General features: G+C 51.7%; 15 protein-coding genes. 8 read left to right on the forward strand and 7 right to left on the reverse strand.

Annotated elements, in window-relative coordinates; genetic code table 11:
• Nucleotides 1-35 precede the first annotated feature (35 nt).
• A complete protein-coding gene (locus ACMWKK_RS00505; protein WP_112780829.1) occupies nt 36-533 on the reverse strand; it encodes a GAF domain-containing protein in 498 nt (165 codons plus the stop codon).
• A gap of 132 nt (nt 534-665) precedes the next feature.
• On the opposite strand from ACMWKK_RS00505, the gene yebS reads away from it, so the two are divergent.
• The 4 genes from yebS to ACMWKK_RS00525 all read left to right on the forward strand — a co-directional run bounded on the left by yebS (nt 666) and on the right by ACMWKK_RS00525 (nt 6,414).
• Nucleotides 666-1,949 (forward strand): membrane integrity lipid transport subunit YebS, encoded by a 1,284-nt coding sequence (yebS, locus tag ACMWKK_RS00510; protein ID WP_045326704.1) that lies wholly within the window; start codon nt 666-668, stop codon nt 1,947-1,949.
• Nucleotides 1,918-4,551: a PqiB family protein gene (locus ACMWKK_RS00515; protein ID WP_045326705.1), complete on the forward strand. Its 2,634-nt coding sequence runs from the start codon at nt 1,918-1,920 to the stop codon at nt 4,549-4,551. The genes yebS and ACMWKK_RS00515 overlap by 32 nt, the downstream gene beginning before the upstream one ends.
• 77 nt (nt 4,552-4,628) lie before the next feature.
• Nucleotides 4,629-6,071 (forward strand): 16S rRNA (cytosine(1407)-C(5))-methyltransferase RsmF, encoded by a 1,443-nt coding sequence (gene rsmF / locus ACMWKK_RS00520; protein ID WP_112780828.1) that lies wholly within the window; start codon nt 4,629-4,631, stop codon nt 6,069-6,071.
• Nucleotides 6,072-6,174: 103 nt separating this feature from the next.
• On the forward strand, nt 6,175-6,414 hold the full coding sequence (locus ACMWKK_RS00525; protein ID WP_008500472.1) for a YebV family protein: 240 nt from the start codon (nt 6,175-6,177) through the stop codon (nt 6,412-6,414).
• Between the two features lie 34 nt (nt 6,415-6,448).
• On the opposite strand, the gene pphA is transcribed toward ACMWKK_RS00525, so the two are convergent.
• Nucleotides 6,449-7,093 carry a protein-serine/threonine phosphatase gene (gene pphA, locus ACMWKK_RS00530; protein WP_112780827.1) on the reverse strand — a complete coding sequence of 215 codons (645 nt, stop codon included), beginning with the start codon at nt 7,091-7,093 and terminating at the stop codon, nt 6,449-6,451.
• A 166-nt stretch (nt 7,094-7,259) separates the two neighbouring features.
• Here pphA and ACMWKK_RS00535 point away from each other — a divergent pair, with 166 nt between their 5' ends.
• Nucleotides 7,260-8,201, forward strand: coding sequence for a VirK/YbjX family protein (locus ACMWKK_RS00535; protein ID WP_112780826.1), 942 nt, complete (start codon nt 7,260-7,262; stop codon nt 8,199-8,201).
• 174 nt (nt 8,202-8,375) lie between these two features.
• Nucleotides 8,376-9,272, forward strand: a complete 897-nt coding sequence (locus ACMWKK_RS00540) for a benzoate transporter (RefSeq protein WP_112780825.1) — start codon at nt 8,376-8,378, stop codon at nt 9,270-9,272.
• A gap of 542 nt (nt 9,273-9,814) precedes the next feature.
• Here ACMWKK_RS00540 and ACMWKK_RS00545 read toward each other — a convergent pair.
• The 5 genes from ACMWKK_RS00545 to ACMWKK_RS00565 form a co-directional block, all read right to left on the reverse strand.
• On the reverse strand, nt 9,815-11,116 hold the full coding sequence (locus ACMWKK_RS00545) for a hypothetical protein (RefSeq protein WP_112780824.1): 1,302 nt from the start codon (nt 11,114-11,116) through the stop codon (nt 9,815-9,817).
• Entirely contained in the window at nt 11,113-13,587 is a 2,475-nt protein-coding gene (locus ACMWKK_RS00550; RefSeq protein ID WP_112780823.1) for a CS1-pili formation C-terminal domain-containing protein, read from the reverse strand. Before ACMWKK_RS00550 ends, ACMWKK_RS00545 begins: the two co-directional genes overlap by 4 nt.
• A gap of 78 nt (nt 13,588-13,665) precedes the next feature.
• Nucleotides 13,666-14,172, reverse strand: coding sequence for a CS1 type fimbrial major subunit (locus tag ACMWKK_RS00555; protein ID WP_236653101.1), 507 nt, complete (start codon nt 14,170-14,172; stop codon nt 13,666-13,668).
• A 41-nt stretch (nt 14,173-14,213) separates the two neighbouring features.
• Nucleotides 14,214-14,954: a hypothetical protein gene (locus ACMWKK_RS00560; protein ID WP_112780822.1), complete on the reverse strand. Its 741-nt coding sequence runs from the start codon at nt 14,952-14,954 to the stop codon at nt 14,214-14,216.
• A gap of 111 nt (nt 14,955-15,065) precedes the next feature.
• Entirely contained in the window at nt 15,066-15,770 is a 705-nt protein-coding gene (locus ACMWKK_RS00565; protein WP_112780821.1) for a LuxR C-terminal-related transcriptional regulator, read from the reverse strand.
• A 281-nt stretch (nt 15,771-16,051) separates the two neighbouring features.
• Between ACMWKK_RS00565 and ACMWKK_RS00570 the strand changes: the two genes are divergently transcribed.
• On the forward strand, nt 16,052-16,891 hold the full coding sequence (locus ACMWKK_RS00570; RefSeq protein ID WP_181663663.1) for a transcriptional regulator: 840 nt from the start codon (nt 16,052-16,054) through the stop codon (nt 16,889-16,891).
• Nucleotides 16,888-17,355 carry a hypothetical protein gene (locus ACMWKK_RS00575; protein ID WP_139156900.1) on the forward strand — a complete coding sequence of 156 codons (468 nt, stop codon included), beginning with the start codon at nt 16,888-16,890 and terminating at the stop codon, nt 17,353-17,355. The genes ACMWKK_RS00570 and ACMWKK_RS00575 overlap by 4 nt, the downstream gene beginning before the upstream one ends.
• Nucleotides 17,356-17,659 lie beyond the last annotated feature (304 nt).

Raw genomic sequence — 17,659 nt, forward strand, 5'->3', positions numbered from 1 at the left:
ATGACGCTATCAGTAAATGCTACGTTATCCGTTGATTATCCTGCGTCGCTCGCAAAGAATTTTTGATAATCGGTTGCCGCGAGGACGTTTTCCAGATTCGCCACCAGCTCGCGCAGCCCCTGTTCGTCCTCGCTTGTAAAGCGACTGAAGACCGTACTGTCGATGTCCAGAACGCCAATAATCTGATTTTTGACCACCAGCGGCAGAACGATTTCAGCGTTACTGGCGGCATCACAGGCAATGTGTCCGTCAAACGCGTGGACGTCCTCGACACGCTGTACCTGATTTTCTGCCACCGCTGTGCCGCATACGCCACGCCCTACCGGGATACGCACGCAGGCCAGTTTGCCCTGGAACGGACCGAGCACCAGCGTTTCACCTTCAAGAAGGTAAAAGCCTGCCCAGTTGACGTCAGAGAGACGTTCGAACAGCAATGCGCTACTATTTGCCAGAGTGGCTAAGAAGCTGGTCTCACCCGCCATCAATGCCTTAAAATCGCGGTTCAGATCCGCGTAGAATTCTGTTTTGTTCATTATTCAATCACTTAGTTGCCTTACAAAATTACCGCATAGCCTATTAAAATAAGCATTAAATGCGCTCATGCTCAAGATGAATCCGTACATGAGTTATTATAACTTTCAACAATACTTATTTGTGCGCAGCTGATGGCCTTAAAAACAACCAAAATTACGCCGACAAGAAAGATCACTGTCCATGCGGTAAGCGAAGCTTTGCCACGTGCACATTATCAGCGTTGCCCCCAGTGCGATACGCTTTTTATGTTGCCGAAGATGAAATCGCACCAAAGTGCCTTTTGTCCCCGCTGCGACGCTAAAATTCGCGATGGCCGCGACTGGTCGCTAACCCGCCTCGCCGCCATGGCCGTCACCATGCTGCTGCTGATGCCCTTCGCCTGGAGCGAGCCGCTGCTGAAGCTCTACCTGCTCGGCGTGCGCATTGACGCCAACCTGCTGCAGGGGATCTGGCAGATGACCCGTCAGGGCGATCCGATTACCGCCGCCATGGTGCTGTTCTGCACCGTTGGCGCGCCGCTGGTGCTGGTCGCCGCCATTGCCTATCTCTGGTTTGGCAATATTCTCGGCATGAATCTTCGCCCGGTGCTGCTGATGCTGGATAAGCTTAAAGAGTGGGTGATGCTCGATATTTATCTGGTGGGCGTGGGCGTTGCGTCAATAAAAGTGCAGGATTATGCCTTCCTGCAGCCCGGTATCGGGCTCTTTGCCTTTATCTGCCTGGTGTTGCTAAGCATCCTGACGCTGATCCATCTGAACGTTGAGCAGCTCTGGGAGCGATTTTACCCTCAGCGCCCCGCGACGCGTCCCGATGAAAACCTGCGCGTCTGTCTGGGATGCCACTATACCGGCCTGCCGGACGCGCGTGGACGCTGCCCGCGGTGTCATATTCCATTGAGGCTGCGGCGGAACAACAGCCTGCAAAAATGCTGGGCCGCGCTGATTGCCTCCCTGGTGTTTCTGCTCCCGGCCAATATGCTGCCGATCTCCATCATTTACGTGAATGGCGGGCGTCAGGAGGATACTATCCTCTCGGGGATTATCTCCCTTGCGCACAGCAATGTCGGGGTGGCGGCAATTGTCTTTATCGCAAGTATCCTGGTTCCCTTTACCAAAGTGGTGGTGATGTTTACCCTGCTCATCAGCATTCACTTAAAGTGTGAACAGGGCTTACGAACCCGCATTTTGCTTCTGCGATTCGTCACCTGGATTGGCCGCTGGTCAATGTTAGATCTCTTCGTGATTTCGCTGATGATGTCGCTCATCAATCGCGATCAGTTACTTGCTTTTACAATGGGACCCGCGGCTTTTTATTTCGGCTCTGCGGTGATATTAACTATTCTTGCTGTGGAATGGCTGGATAGCCGCTTACTTTGGGATGCACATGAGTCAGGAAACCCCCGCTTCGCCGACTGAAGCGAGAATTAAAACAAAACGCCGCATTTCGCCATTCTGGCTGCTGCCCGTCATCGCCCTGATGATTGCGGGCTGGCTAATCTGGACCAGCTATGAAGATCGCGGGAGTACCGTTACCATTGATTTCCAGACCGCCGATGGCATCGTCGCCGGGCGAACGCCCGTTCGCTTCCAGGGGGTTGAAGTCGGTACGGTTCAGGACATCTCCCTTGGAAAAGGGCTGAACAAGATTCAGGTGCGGGTCAGTATCAAATCTGACATGCAGGATGCCCTGCGCAGCGAAACGCAGTTCTGGCTGGTGACGCCGAAAGCCTCTCTGGCCGGCGTCTCCGGGCTGGATGCCCTCGTGGGGGGTAACTATATTGGCATGATGCCGGGCAAAGGCGAGCCGCAGGATCACTTTGTTGCCCTGGATACGCAGCCCAAGTACCGCCTCAATAACGGCGATTTAATGATCCATCTCCAGGCTCCGGATCTCGGCTCCCTGAACAGTGGCTCGCTGGTCTATTTCCGCAAAATCCCGGTGGGTCGCGTATACGATTACGCGATCAACCCGAATAAACAGGGCGTCACCATCGACGTGCTAATCGAGCGTCGCTTCACCAATCTGGTGAAAAAAGGCAGCCGCTTCTGGAACGTGTCCGGCGTGGATGCCGACCTCAGCCTGAGCGGGGCGAAGGTGAAGCTGGAAAGCCTGGCCGCGCTGGTGAATGGTGCCATTGCCTTTGACTCCCCGGAAAACTCAAGCCCGGCCACCGCCGATGATACCTTTGGCCTGTACGCCGACCTGGCGCACAGCCAGCGCGGCGTGATCGTCAAGCTCGCCCTGCCCGATGCGAAGGGGCTGAAAGCCGGTTCAACGCCGCTGATGTATCAGGGTCTGCAGGTCGGTCAGCTCACTAAAATGACGCTCAATCCGGGCGGATCGGTTACCGGCGAAATGACGGTCGATCCGAGCGTGGTCGATCTGCTGCGCGAGAAAACGCGCATCGAAATGCGCAGTCCAAAAATCTCCCTGAACGATACCAGCCTCAGCACGCTGCTGACCGGCAATACCTTTGAGCTGATCCCAGGTGAAGGTCAGCCCAGCAACAGCTTCGTGATTGCCCCGGCGGATAAAGCCCTGCTGCAAAAGCCTGGCGTGGTGACGGTCACGCTGAATGCGCCAGAAAGCTACGGCATCGAAGCCGGTCAGCCGTTGATTTTACACGGCGTGCAGGTGGGTCAGGTGCTGGAGCGTAAGCTCTCGGCAAATGGCGTAACCTTCTCGGTTGCCATCGATCCGCAGTACAGCGACCTGGTGCATGGCGACAGCAAATTCGTGGTGAACAGCCGCGTTGACGTTAAGGTGGGTCTGGACGGCGTGGAATTCCTCGGTGCCAGCGCCAGCGAATGGGTCAACGGCGGCATCCGCATTTTGCCGGGCGATAAAGGCCCCGTGCGCGACAGCTATCCGCTGTATGCCAACCTGGAGAAAGCGATTGAAAACAGCCTGAGCGATCTCCCTACCACCACGCTAACGTTAAGCGCTGAGACGCTGCCGGACGTCCAGGCGGGGTCCGTGGTGCTGTACCGCAAGTTTGAAGTCGGGGAAGTTATCGCCGTTCGCCCACGTGCGGAAGCGTTTGATATCGAACTGCACATCAAGCCGGAGTACCGCAAACTGCTGACGCCAAACAGCGTCTTCTGGGCAGAAGGCGGCGCGAAGGTTCAGCTTAACGGTAACGGGCTGACCGTGCAGGCCTCCCCGCTCTCGCGCGCCCTGCGTGGGGCGATTAGCTTCGATAACCTCAGCGGCGCGGGTGCGAATCTGCGTAAAGGCGATAAGCGTATTCTCTTCCCGTCCGAAACCGCCGCACGCGCCGTCGGTGGGCAGATTACCCTGCACGCCTTTGATGCCGGCAAGCTGGCGGAAGGCATGCCAATCCGCTATCTGGGCATTGATATCGGGCAGATCCAGAAGCTGACGCTGATCACCGCGCGCAACGAGGTCCAGGCCACCGCCGTGCTCTACCCGGAATACGTGCAGACCTTTGCACGCGCGGGTTCGCGCTTCTCGGTGGTCACGCCGCAGATTTCGGCCGCGGGCGTTGAGCATCTCGACACTATTTTGCAGCCGTACATTAACGTTGAGCCTGGCCAGGGCAATGCCCGTCGTGATTTCGAACTGCAGGAAGCCACGATCACCGACTCGCGCTACCTTGGCGGCCTGAGCATCGTCGTGGAGGTGCCGGAAGCGGGCTCGCTGAACATCGGCACACCGGTCCTGTTCCGCGGCATTGAGGTGGGGACGGTCACCGGCCTGACGCTCGGCACGCTCTCCGACCGCGTGATGGTGGCACTGCGCATCAGCGAGCGTTACCAGCACCTGGTGCGTAATAACTCGGTATTCTGGCTGGCATCCGGCTATTCGCTGGACTTTGGCCTGACGGGCGGCGTGGTGAAAACCGGCACCTTTAACCAGTTCATTCGCGGCGGCATCGCGTTTGCCACGCCGCCGGGAACGCCGCTAGCGCCAAAAGCGCAGCCGGGTAAACACTTCCTGCTGCTTGAGAGCGAACCGAAAGAGTGGCGCGAATGGGGAACCGCCCTGCCGCGTTAATCTGACAGGCTCCGGTGTCAACGCACCGGAGCCTTTATGTTACACTGCGCGCCTGAACTTTTCCCTGTGGTGTGCCCGTGGCTCAAAACTCCGTATTTCTTCCTGAACAATTCCTGGCGCAGATGCGCGAGGCGCTTCCTTCTCACCTGTCGTTAGACGATTTTATCGCCGCCTGCCAGCGTCCGTTACGCCGGAGTATTCGCGTCAACACGCTGAAAATCAGCGTCGAGGATTTTCTGGCGCTGGTCTCCCCATACGGCTGGCAGCTGACGCCGGTACCGTGGTGTGCAGAGGGGTTCTGGATCGAACGCGATGACGAAGCCTCACTGCCGCTGGGCAGTACCGCTGAACATCTAAGCGGCCTATTCTATATCCAGGAAGCCAGCTCGATGCTGCCGGTGGCCGCCCTGTTTGCCGATGGCAACGCGCCTCAACGCGTGATGGATGTTGCCGCCGCGCCGGGGTCAAAAACCACGCAAATTGCCGCCCGAATGGGCAACCACGGGGCGATCCTTGCCAACGAATTCTCCGCCAGCCGCGTGAAGGTGTTACATGCCAACATCAGCCGCTGCGGTATTCATAATGTCGCCCTGACCCACTTTGACGGACGCGTGTTTGGTGCCGCCGTACCGGAAGCCTTCGACGCCATTCTGCTGGACGCGCCCTGCTCCGGCGAAGGGGTGGTGCGTAAAGATCCCGATGCGCTAAAGAACTGGTCAGTGGAGAGCAACCTTGAGATCGCCGCCACCCAGCGCGAGCTGATCGAGAGCGCATTTCATGCCCTGCGTCCCGGCGGCACGCTGATCTATTCAACCTGCACCTTAAACCGTGACGAAAACGAAGACGTCTGCCTGTGGCTGAAGGCGCAATACCCCGAGGCAGTCGAGTTCCTGCCGCTTAACGATCTGTTTAGTACAGCACAAGAGGCGGTGACTCCCGAGGGGTTCCTCCACGTGTTCCCGCAGATCTACGACTGCGAAGGTTTCTTTGTGGCGCGTCTGCGTAAAACACAGGGGATTGCGCCCCTGCCCGCACCAAAATTCAAGGTGGGCAACTTCCCGTTTGCCCCTCTTAAAGGTCGCGACGCTGCACAGCTTGAAGCCGCCGCCAGCAAGGTAGGCCTGGTCTGGGATGAGAGTCTGCACCTCTGGATGCGTGATAAAGAGATATGGCTGTTCCCGGCTGAGATCGAGCCGCTTATCGGAAAGGTGCGTTTTTCCCGTATCGGGATCCGCCTGGCGGAAGTGCATAATAAAGGCTATCGCTGGCAGCATGAGGCCGCGATCGCCCTTGCCGGCCACGAGAATACCTTTGCCCTGACGCATCAGGAAGCCGAAGAGTGGTACCGGGGGCGCGATGTCTATCCGGAGAGCACGCCATCCGGTGATGAAGTGATAGTGACCTATCAGGGCTACCCGCTGGGGCTGGCCAAAAAGGTCGGCTCGAAGCTGAAAAACAGCTATCCGCGCGAGCTGGTGCGGGACGGTCGGCTGTTTACCGGTAACGATCGCACCGCCTAAAAAAGCGCATTTTTTTACTGGCGATTTTGCTCTCCTTGTCTACGATCAAAAATGGGGACCGCACTGGTCATACCAGATTTTGACAACCGACCCGGAGAGCACTATGACGAAAACCAGCGTGCGTATTGGCGCTTTTGAGATCGACGACGCAGAGCTGCGCGGCGAAGCACAGGGCGATCGAACGTTAAGTATTCCCTGCAAATCCGACCCGGATTTGTGCATGCAGCTCGATGCATGGGATGCAGACACCAGCGTCCCGGCAATACTTGATGGCGAACATTCTGTCCTTTACCGTGAGCATTACGATAGTAAAACCGATGCCTGGGTCATGCGTCTTGCCTGACCTAAAGTGAACCCGCCCGAAGGCGGGTTATTTATTACTGCAGCTGCGCCAGCGTGAAGTAACCGTCAAACACCGCTCCCGTATCGATGTAGTGGAGATTGTCAAAATCATACCTTTTATCGACGGGCGTATGTCCGAACCAGAAATGATCCGCCCCGCTGATGCCCTGCCCTTTGCCTACCATAAATCCCATCAGCCGATCGCGGTCCCACAAGACGCGATGGGCGCTCACCGGTTTTTGCCAGCGGTATTCCGCAGCCGGATAATCAGCATGGGCTATCACGTTCAGGCCGTTTGCGCAGGTTATCTCGATGATATGCGGTAAATCGCGGCAGGCGTCGAGCATCGACAGCGCAAGCAACTGCTGGTCACGTTCAAGCTGCGCAAACCACATTCCGCCATTTATCGTCCAGAGAGAGAAATCGTTACTATCCAGGCCATCGAGCGCCATTTGCTCATGGTTGCCCCGCACGGCGCGAAACCATTTTTCATTCATTAACTGCAGGCATTTTACGCTGTCAGGGCCACGGTCGATCATGTCCCCGACTGAAATGAGCAAATCCTCATACGGGTTAAAGTGACGGCGCTTAAGCTCATCCATAAGCCACTGATAACAGCCGTGTATATCGCTGACAACCCAGACGTGACGCCACATTCCACCTTCAATTCGCTGATACATAGCCCCTCCTTTTAACAGTATAGCCGCCGCAGAAAAGGCAACAGACGGGCGCGGTCCTTACGAAGTGAAACAAACGGTAAACCAAACAGAAATAAAGATCCTCACGCTCTTAATCCCTTTTTCCTGGCTCTTTAGAATAAAGGGATAAAAAAAGAGGGGTCTTCACGTGTCTAATACGCACCTGCATAACGATGTTTTTTACCCGCATCGCACAAATATTATTTCCGAGCTGGTGAACGGCAAACGCGTCCCGGGACCGATCTGGCGCAAACGCGAATATCGCCTGAAGTTTCTTTTACGCTCGCTGCTGTTCTGGTCTTCTACGCAACGCATGCTGGCAGCCCTTTCCGGTCGGGACGATTTCGACAGGCTGCTTTCCTCGCAAATTACGCTGCCCAGCAAGACCCACCGGCAGTATCTGATGCGCGGCCTGACGGCTAGCGATCGCGCCGACGCGATTGTTAACCACTATTACTGGATTGATAGCCTGAAAGAGAGCGCTCTCGCTGAGGCGCTGACCAGCCCGCAGGAGCAAACCGTTGCACAGTTTCACGCCAAAGACGGTGTTATCTATACGGTCAGTGCGTCCTCTGCCGGGAAAGCCGAGCGTGAAGGCGAAAGCACCCTCTGGCTTCACGACAGCGAGAATACGCTGCTGGCCAGCCTGACCTTTAGCGTTGCGCGCAGCAACGGTCAGCCAGTCATGGTCATCGGCGGGCTTCAGGGCCCCCGTCGCAGCGTATCGCGAGACGTCATCAAACAGGCCACCCGCGCCTGCCACGGCCTGTTCCCGAAACGCGTGTTGATGGAAGTGCTTTTCCAGCTGGCCGCGCAGTCCTCTGTCCGGGCGATTTTTGCCGTCAGCGACGAGGGGCACGTTTTCCGCGCGTTGCGGTATCGCCTGAGCAAAGGCCGCCATTTCCACGCCAGCTACGATGAGTTTTGGGGATCTCTGGACGGCAAAAAGCTCTCGGCCTTCTGCTGGCAGTTGCCGCTACAGATGGAGCGGAAATCCCTCGAAGAGATTGCCAGTAAAAAACGAGCCGAATACCGTCGTCGCTTTGAGCTGCTCGATGAAATAGAGGCAGCCGTTAAGTCCCACTTTTAAGCCTGGCTGGCGTTTTCGCCTACTGCATGGTGGATGTATTCTGTTTAAAACAGGAATGATAAAGCAGTCCACTATTGCATAGGGCGAGGGCGCTCAGTTAGCATTGCGCGAAATGAAACTGGCGAATGCGTTGGAAAAAGCGCAATCCGGGCGCAAAAATGAGGGACCTCGGTAATGATCTATGACTGCTTCTTATATTACGATGAAGATATGCTTCTCGAAATCAGGCTGAACACGCTAGCGGACGTTGTTGATCGCTTCGTTATCGTTGAGTCAACGCATACCTTTACCGGTAAAAAGAGGCAGCTGCATTTTGACGTAAATAAATACAGTCAATTTAAAGATAAAATTATCTACGTTGTTCATGATAAAGAACCGATTACGAAAGCCGCTGAAGAATCACATCCGGCACGGGAGGTTATTCCGGGGCTGCCGGACGGCATGGTAGTGGATGCCTGGGCAAATGAGGCCGCGCAGAGGAATGCTATCATGCAGGGTTTGACGCAGGCCAACGATGATGATTTGATTTTAGTTTCCGATGTGGATGAGATATTTTCCCCTCGGGTGGTAGCATCGATAAATCCCAAAAAGCTCTGCACGACTATTTATCAGAACTTCTATAATTATCAATTTAACCTGCAGGTTTTTAATACTGATAATACGCCAAGAAAATGTAAATTGCCGAGAGCCACTCAATATAAAAATCTCGTTAATTTCTTTGGCGGTGAACCTGAGTCATTCAGGAATCTTAAACGCACCCGAAGCGTCAAAAGCTGGTCCTGGCTTAAATGGAACTGGTTCAAGATTAACAACAGCATCATTGAAAATGGTGGCTGGCATTTCTCATGGGTGATGACCCCTGAGCGTATCTCAGAAAAAATGTCTACCATTTCCCATACTGAATACGATCTTCCTGAGTTTAACAACCCGGACCACATCATGAAGGTCATTAAAAATGCGGAAGATATCTGGGGGCGCGACAGAACGCTCATCAGGCAAGAGCTGACGGTTGAAAACTTCCCGGAGTACATTGTCCGTAACAAAGACAAATTCGGCGCGTTCATTATTTAACTTCCGGGCTGCCCGTTTGCTCGCAGAAAACGTTTGTTTAGCGATTCCTCGGGCACAAAATTTTAACAAAGATCCCAATAAACCCTGGACGTACGCGGTCCTGAGTATGTTATGGTTTAGACAGGATATGGAATGTTCAAGAAAGTTTCGGGTGATTTCGAGTCAACGCCGAACAATACTTTGAAAACATACAGATAAAAATAGACCGAATACGATTCCTGTTTCTGCCAGCCCTTACCCGCTTCTGTTAAATATCAAGTATTTAAGAGCGAGAGCGAGCAAAGTCAGACCTGAAATAGCTGCAAAAACGTGCACTAAACTTCAATTACTTATCACTTTTTCGTGTGCATTCGTGGTTTTATCGTGGATGCGCACGCAAGATCATTGTGTTATCAACACATTAAATTATCATAATGCCGTCTGCATGGTATGAACAACCTCAGACGCCGTAACTGCCCTTTTGGAAGTTACGGTGTTCGATTAAAAATGGCTTATTTTGTTAGTAGAAATTATGTTTCCAATAACTTTTTAAGTAGCAGGTATTACTCGAACTCAGTATCAAATATCAACGTCACCAGCCCACGCCATGTCGATCCTGGCTCCTTTACCATTTTATCCACGCCCGGTTTTTTCACCTGAAAATCGAGTGAGGAACGCCGGTTAAAGATGGCCTCTTTCGGCGCGTGAATTGTATGTCCGTTACTGATATTGGTCAGGGGATATCTTGATACCGGACCGCTATCAGCCGTAAATCCAGGAAGACTCATCAGTACCTCGAGAGGTACGATTTCAGCTGTCTGCGTGTTTTTAAGACCGCAGTTTTGCCCCTGATTATGCTCGCAGAGCATCCTCATCTTAAAACCGCTTGAGGACGACAGGATAAACGGCACTTCTTTTTGAAGCTGCTCAGGTATACGCCCGCCATTTATCCACTGACTCCATCCTCCCCTCGGAGCCAGTTTTACCTGTTCGCTGCCTGCAGGAAAATCTGCTTTAAAAGCATGTTCTACGGTGGCTTTGATGACAACCCGAATTTCATCTGTGCCATTATAATCATCGGCTCCTAATCCAATATATCCCGGCGTATTAACGACATCGCCCACACGATAGACAACTACGCCTTCATACTGCCCAGACCTGGTTTGCATAGGAGAAGGTGTGGTTAACGTATATCCAATACTCAGATTGTCTATCATCACTCTTCCTTTGAAATTACTGCTTTTATTAATCAATCGATAACAACTTACCATTCTGTCCGGAACCCCCCAGCCGTGATTGTATCCAGCTCCTTGACCTGTACCAATTCCGGTACGGCCCGAACATCCTCCTTCTGGATAAAGGCCGGTATGCATCATTGCCTCGAACATATCACCATCCGCCTGGTTAGTTCGATTATGTCGGACGCCAAAAAAAGACCATCTGAATTGAACAGTTATTTGATTGGCAGGATTTTTCACATCGACCAGCGTGACTGACTTGGATGTTCCGTCCAGAGAGATGAATGTATGCTTGCTTAAATCTGAGGAATCCACGTCAAACTCCTTATAGGCTTTGAACCCAGGAATAACGACACTAAATTCGTCCTCGTTGCACAAAGTTGAAAATTGGCTGCAAAACCCGGAAACTGGCGTCGTATTTTCAAATTTATTGTGCGTCGGTTTTGTCATATCGGCCTTAAATTCTGTCGTGAGAACGACCTCCACCGCAAACGCTGACTGCGCGACTGACAGAACGATCAGAAACAGAATGCTCCCCAGCGCGTGTTTAAAATTGATTTTTTTCATTGCTTCGTTACCTAAAATTAATATATCTGCTTGATCATTAGCGACAGCTAGCGCTGTCACCCCTCCCGATGAGGGGAATGCCGGGTGTTGTCCGCCAGGGTGATGTCGCTGCAAAGCAAGTTGCCTGCAAACACCATATCGGCCTGCTTCTGATTGCCGGGATTCAGCCTGATTTCGCACAGTGTTCCTGAACCATGCTCGACGGTGATCACCGGATTTTTTTCATGTAATTCGAGGGTGAACAGCCCGTCTGACTCGGTCACTGTTCTTCCCGCATGATTAATAACCTGGGCCCCCCCGATTGGCTCTCCGGTCGGATCAACCAGGCGACCTATCACCGTGACCGTCTTCATGACTCGGACTTCATGCGTACTGACGCCACCGCGAATATGGTGATAGTCAAGATATTCGGGCTCTATCTTTAACGCCGGGGCCTCGGTACCCGGGAAGCCGAGCTGAACGTTACCCGGTTTCCACGCGTCGACCGGGATAAAGTTTCTGCCGGGTTTCAGTTTCGTACTGCCAGACTGATGCTGAGCAACCAGTTCAGCGCTACCGTCATCAGAAAGGACATCGACAATCATGCCTCCTCCCTGATGATGCGCGGACTGTTTTGTCATCGCAGCCTTCCCCTTCCCAAACGCGAGCGTGCTTCCCGTATTCAAACCGCCTGAAAGCTCACCGTCGATGCTGGAGCGCTGTGCCCAGAAGCTCCCTTCGGCGACAGGAGTATCGAAACGGCTAAAGGTACTGATGCCTGCACCATAGCGATCTGCCGTAAGCGTGCCGCTGGTTTCCCGTATAACGCTGTTTTCATCCCACTGCTGACTCAGCGATGCCGACGCATAAAGGTCACGAGCACCGGAGGTATCTGTTCGGCTACCGACACTCATGTTGCCGCTGCGCTTTTCCCCCCCGAGCGGAAAACTGAGACTCAGGCTGACGCCACGGTTGCGCAGCGAGCTACTTTCCTGATACGGTCGATCAAATCCTGATAACCGCCAGTTAATAGCTGTTCCCGCAACCGTTGTGCGTGAACTGTAGCCAACATCCACGCCAGGCCCGCTTCCCTTACTGTGATGCGAGATGCGTGCATTAACGTTGGTGCTGCTGTTCAGGCGCCAGGTGGTAGACACGGTACTGTTATGCTCAACCTGAACAGAAGCCGGGTGTGATACGTGCCCGGATGTTGTCGGACGTGTCCAGCTCCGGCTGTGCCCCAGCGCAACATTGCCTTTGTCATGGGTAAATACGGCCTGAGTATCAAAACCGTTGCCCGTCGCTGAGCTGTTCCAGACATTGCCGTAGAACTGCAGGGTGTCAGACACCTGAAAATCCAGCGACGATCCGGCCTGCGTCTCTTTTCCGGTTTTCTGCAAAGCCACCCCTACCGTGGCGCGCGGATGCACTAAATAATTCAGGCTGGCCCCTGCTGCCGTACCGCTGGTCGCCACGGTACTGTCGCTGTTCAGTAATGTTCGCTGTTCTCCCGCAAACAGGTTGTACCTCAGACGCTGTTCAGTGTTACGCCAGCGGGCAGGTTTATTGATGGTCTCTGTTACGCGACTGGTTTCTCGTCCATCCTCAAGAATGCGAATTTCTACCTCGTATATCCCCGCAGGCAGGACAGTGGTATCCAGAACCTGCATGCCCGGCACAACAGGCTGAGCATTAATCAGCGATCCATCGCGATACACTTCCGCCATGCCTTCGCGGTTGGCCGTCACGTACACCGGGTAAAGGCTGGCAAAACCTGCGTCTTTTAACAGCGTATCGCTGCTCCCTGCCATCACTCCCACAAGGGTGCTCGCCCCACCACCCCGCGTGTACGGCTGGTGCAATAATCCCTGGCTGTCCGGAGTGAAAAGCCCGCCGCGAACAAAGTGCTGCTGAAACTCACGCTGTGAGTAGAGGGAGGTCACCGCATGACGTGTTTCTGAGGTCACTCCACCGCTGCGATCCACCTGGTACTGACTCACCGTTGACCATTTACCTGTCGCCGCCTCTGCGCCGCCTTTCCATCCCAGGGCCGTTTGCTGTCGGCTGCCGTTAACACTCAACTGGTTATTGAGTATGAGACCGGTACTCCCCTTTTCCGGCAGGCTCAACCAGCGATCCGCTGAGCCCGCTTCAGAGGCAGTCGTAATCAATGCAAGCTTTGCGTCACTGAGGTTATAGTCCACAGCCAGTAGGCCTTCAGGACAAAGGTCCTTACACTGACCGAGGGGAACCGGAGATGAAAAAGCCTTCAGCCAGCGTTGTCTCTCTGATTCCGAATACGTGCTGTCACCGGAATCGGTGAACTGCATAATTTTCGCCTGTTCATTTTCCGTCAGTACTATCATGGCATCCCCCAGTAATTTGCCGTCGAGGGCAATTCGGGCGGATACAGGGGTATTTAAAAAGTGCTCACGGAACTCTGCTGGCATATCTGCCGCCTGATCGGCTAGCGTTTTAACTGCTTTTGCCTGGACTGGAAGGCTGACCGAAATCGCTAAAGCAATACCTGTAACAAGCTTAAGAAATGACATAATTGACTCATTACGCTAAGAAATAAGGTAAAAAAAGGAGAGGTTGCCCTCTCCTGAAAGATTGAAAAGGCTGATGTCTTATGGGTTTGCAGGCACCGTATCGAAAATCATCGTCACCGGCCCCATATAGGTTCCCGCGTCAGGTCGCTGAGTGAGCGAGCCGCTCTGTTTAATCGCCATGGTGGCCGTTTGTTCAGTGGCGGCAGTAGTTGCGTTATAGAGTTCAACAGCGGTTGCTTTTCCAACCGGCAGCGGTTTGCCAGCCAGTGATACCTGAAGCGGAATCACAGAGCTGCTCGCAGAAGAAGTCAGCACAGGTGCACTTGCCAGATATGCCTTAATTCCACCTGCAGTATTTTTCATTCGCAGCTGCTTGCCAGGCGCTGCTTCGATCACTGACATGCTCGGTTCATCCCACTGCATTTTTTGTGGTTGTGCATCCCATCCATTAACAGGCGTGACGTAGAAACTGCTGTCAGGAATAACAGCTTCGACGGTGAAATCTACCTGCGGGGTTGCGGCCTGTGCGGCAAAAGCAGTGGCAAACAGTGCTGCGGTCAGGCTGATATTTTTGAAATTCATCATTGGGTATTTCTCCAGGTTATTGAGTTTTCTGTTAAGCAGGTTTATTTACTGCTGTTCAGTTTTTTTTTCCGATCGCCTTCGATCAGGGTGTACTGCCAGACTCTGTCTGGCGTGGCAGTTCGTTGAAGCGTTTTGCCAGGTCTTAACTGGACAATCACGCCGTTGTCACAATGCGTTAAATTCCTGTCGCATGACTTGAGCCCGTCAATCACAACGGATGCATTGCCATGATTAGTGACTGACAGCTGATTTCCGCTGCCGGTAATTCGGGTGTCAAATCGCACGTTGTCGGGGTGAACCGTCACGATGGTGCCGTAGCCTGACATCACCGTAACGCCGGCATTAATTTGGTCCTGATACTTTTTGGCATCCACACCGCTGATACCAAACTCTTTCGTACTTTCCGGCACGACCGGGATGTAACGCACGCGGTAGTACTTTTCCTTTTCACGCGAGCCTGTAAAAACCAGGCGATTAGTCTGCATTCCGCCAGCGGGAATAATCAGCCGTGGTGGTGTGGAAATTAATCCTGTGCCCTGACCATTGACCAGTGCAGTGGCATCAAGATTTTTTTCAACTGCCTGGCCTTGGGTATCAAATACCATTTCATGAATATTGATGCGAACATAAGCCGTTGCATCACCCGTGTTATGTATACGTTTAGCCAGGGTATTTTTACCGCTCTGCATATACTCATTAAGGGAGCCGACATTGATAACAGGCCCGGAAACTGCAGGCATGGCATACACCATTGCAACTGCAATGATTACTTTTTTAAACATGATACAATCCTGATAAAAGATTATTGTTTCAGCCTGCGTGTATCTGCTTTAAAAAAGACCCATGCATTAAAATGCAATATCTTTTCAAAGGCAGCACACGTAAACTGGTGTTCAGCTACTTTTCCGTAAATGTCCATATCGAGAAAGAAGCTCCATCTGATTACAGACGCCCAATTTTCTCATGGCAGTCTGTTTTTGAGCGCTAATCGTTTTAACACTCCGATTCTTTTTTAATGCTATCTGCGTAACGGTCATACCATTCATATACTCTTTAATAACACCCTGCTCAGCACCACTCAAAACACTGAACACCTTTTCGGGCCCCGTTAGATCATTTTCCTTACCCGCTAATGTTGCTATTCGATAGTATTCCTCGACGCTGTCCTCAATCCAGTGTTCACCACGTAAAATAGCATTCAGCGCATCATCAAAATATGTCAATGGCGTGCCTTTCCACATAAACGATTTCGCTCCCGCCCGCAAATACTCGGTGGCATCTATGGGATTTTTCGCGCTGGAAATCACCATAACGGCTACGCCTTCATATTGTGAGATTCTTGCCACGGATAAACACACCATCAGTCGCGATGAAAAACACTCATCATTAATAATCACAACACTTATACTTTCATTATCCAGAAAGCATTTATCAATAACTTCTTCACTTTTAAATATATGGATCTTGCTAAATTTTTTCGTTTCATGAAGGATGGTATAGAACCCTCTGTTCATAATGTCGCATGAACATATGACTGCAACTCCCCTCTTTTTTATTTTATAACTCATGAAGTACTGAGCTATTAAAGGCATACTCATGACACTTTCCTTTCTATTTAATCACTACCCCGCCATTCCTCAGTCAGGAATAATTATTCCCTTCCGTGTTGTTTTGCGATGGATGCATTTGAACATCGAATTTATCTGACCTCAAGCCCCAAGCCTAAGATGAAACGAAAATGTAACCGTTACAATATAAACACACATTAATCAATGACATAGAAAGCGTTACGAAAGCGTTATTTTTTTCTCTGATGCTTTTTCTCTTATGGTTGCTACTCTAAAAGAGTTGTTTCTGAGGGATGCATCCTAGAAGGAGAATGGATTACAATGCCGCCATTCGCGTGGAAGGAAAAAATATGACTATCCTCTTTTATTACAAAGCAGGAGTACTTCGTAGTGGTACGAGTACGCTTGAGCTCAGTAAGCAAAACAAGCTTGGGCTGGAGCATTTCTGCCGAAAAGCAGGAATGCTTGTCACAAAAGATGAGTTTGTACAGATTTGCTGGGGTAACAAAGGCGTAATCGTTTCGGACAATACCGTCAGACAGTCGTTGTTCAGGCTGAGATCATCCTTATCCGAAGTAGGCGCTCCGGATGATACGCTCATTACGCAAGGTCGTAATGGCTATATTCTTAAGCCAGGGATTATTCAACTCATCGAGTCTGACAACGTTTACGAGGAGCTTATCGCGCCAGCTATCAGCAATGATGACACGGTTGATGATACCGTTCCCGGTACCGAAGACACCGCTCAACCGGCGGGAGAGATACAAAGTTTAGATAAACACCAGGGTAAAAAGCGAAACGTTATGTTCTATAGCTTATCGGGAGCGGCCTTCGCTTTTCTCTTTGTTACAGGCTTATATTTCAGGTTTTTATTTTTTACGCATGACATTACATTCATACACTACAAAGATGATGCAGGCCGCTCCTTTTTCTTTTCAGACACCATTGATGAGGCCAAGAATAAGGAAAATGCGATCAAGAGAATTTCTTACTGGCTTGACAGAAACAACCTTGCGGCTTCAGACCGACCTCTCATTTATATAAGCGCTGACTGGCGTGATACGTTGTCATTTTTTTCGTGCAAAAACGATATCGCTCAGCGTGCAAGTGATTGTTTGAGCATTAATGTTATTGGGGATAATAAAAAATGAAATGGCTGGTTGCGTTATGCCTTTTAGCTGTCGGTGCCGGGTGGCTGTCATTTCCACTTATTGCTCAGCTGTATGTCGGTGATTGCACGACAAAATCATTGCTCATCTATGATGAACCACATAAAACGGTTCTCAGTGAAGCGGAATGGACAACCTTACGTGGTGGAAAACAGCATTACTATAACAGTAAAATCACACTGCTTCCTGACAGCGGTCCCGCTGAGAAGTTCTATATCGAGAGAACAGTAAAAACCACCTTGAATTATCATGTGGACTCTGCTGAGGTAACGAGTGCCAGCGCATTCCGAATAGCTGGCCCAGACACCTCTGATCCACAGGTTGGGCGTTATATTGATCCTCTTTCGGAAAAGGGTTTTACAGCCCGTGTGTACTTTTTCAAAGTAGGTGAACGAATCCTGTCAGGCTTTCGGGATCGCCCGCTGGTTTCTTGCCAGAAAAGGTGACGTTTGCCGTACGCTATTGTCAAATATCCTTGGCACTGAGGGTTTTGCCCAGACCAGCCCGGTCTTACATCCAAAAAATGACCTAAAAAGGCTTGGATGTGAGGGAGAAAGTGTTTACATTGTTGTAACAGGCACAAAAGACCGGATAGGTTATTTCGGGGGATTTCGTGCCATACCTTGCAAACCCCTGATTTGTAAGGCAGATAAAAAGAGACCGAATACGATTCCTGTATTCGGTCCAGGGAAATGGCTCTTGGGAGAGAGCCGTGCGCTAAAAGTTGGCATTAATGCAGGCTAAGTCGCC

The organism is Enterobacter sp. 01-M-03-SI-ECC (assembly GCF_047530215.1).
GTDB classification, from domain to species: Bacteria; Pseudomonadota; Gammaproteobacteria; order Enterobacterales; family Enterobacteriaceae; genus Enterobacter; species Enterobacter chengduensis.

Excerpts from the sequence above, each read along its gene's own strand:
- ACMWKK_RS00505 (WP_112780829.1), bottom strand. The coding sequence starts at position 533 with ATGAACAAAACAGAATTCTACGCGGATCTGAACCGCGATTTTAAGGCA.
- yebS (WP_045326704.1), top strand. The coding sequence starts at position 666 with ATGGCCTTAAAAACAACCAAAATTACGCCGACAAGAAAGATCACTGTC.
- ACMWKK_RS00515 (WP_045326705.1), top strand. The coding sequence starts at position 1,918 with ATGAGTCAGGAAACCCCCGCTTCGCCGACTGAAGCGAGAATTAAAACA.
- ACMWKK_RS00525 (WP_008500472.1), top strand. The coding sequence starts at position 6,175 with ATGACGAAAACCAGCGTGCGTATTGGCGCTTTTGAGATCGACGACGCA.
- pphA (WP_112780827.1), bottom strand. The coding sequence starts at position 7,093 with ATGTATCAGCGAATTGAAGGTGGAATGTGGCGTCACGTCTGGGTTGTC.
- ACMWKK_RS00540 (WP_112780825.1), top strand. The coding sequence starts at position 8,376 with ATGATCTATGACTGCTTCTTATATTACGATGAAGATATGCTTCTCGAA.
- ACMWKK_RS00550 (WP_112780823.1), bottom strand. The coding sequence starts at position 13,587 with ATGTCATTTCTTAAGCTTGTTACAGGTATTGCTTTAGCGATTTCGGTC.
- ACMWKK_RS00555 (WP_236653101.1), bottom strand. The coding sequence starts at position 14,172 with ATGATGAATTTCAAAAATATCAGCCTGACCGCAGCACTGTTTGCCACT.
- ACMWKK_RS00560 (WP_112780822.1), bottom strand. The coding sequence starts at position 14,954 with ATGTTTAAAAAAGTAATCATTGCAGTTGCAATGGTGTATGCCATGCCT.
- ACMWKK_RS00565 (WP_112780821.1), bottom strand. The coding sequence starts at position 15,770 with ATGAGTATGCCTTTAATAGCTCAGTACTTCATGAGTTATAAAATAAAA.
- ACMWKK_RS00570 (WP_181663663.1), top strand. The coding sequence starts at position 16,052 with ATGGATTACAATGCCGCCATTCGCGTGGAAGGAAAAAATATGACTATC.
- ACMWKK_RS00575 (WP_139156900.1), top strand. The coding sequence starts at position 16,888 with ATGAAATGGCTGGTTGCGTTATGCCTTTTAGCTGTCGGTGCCGGGTGG.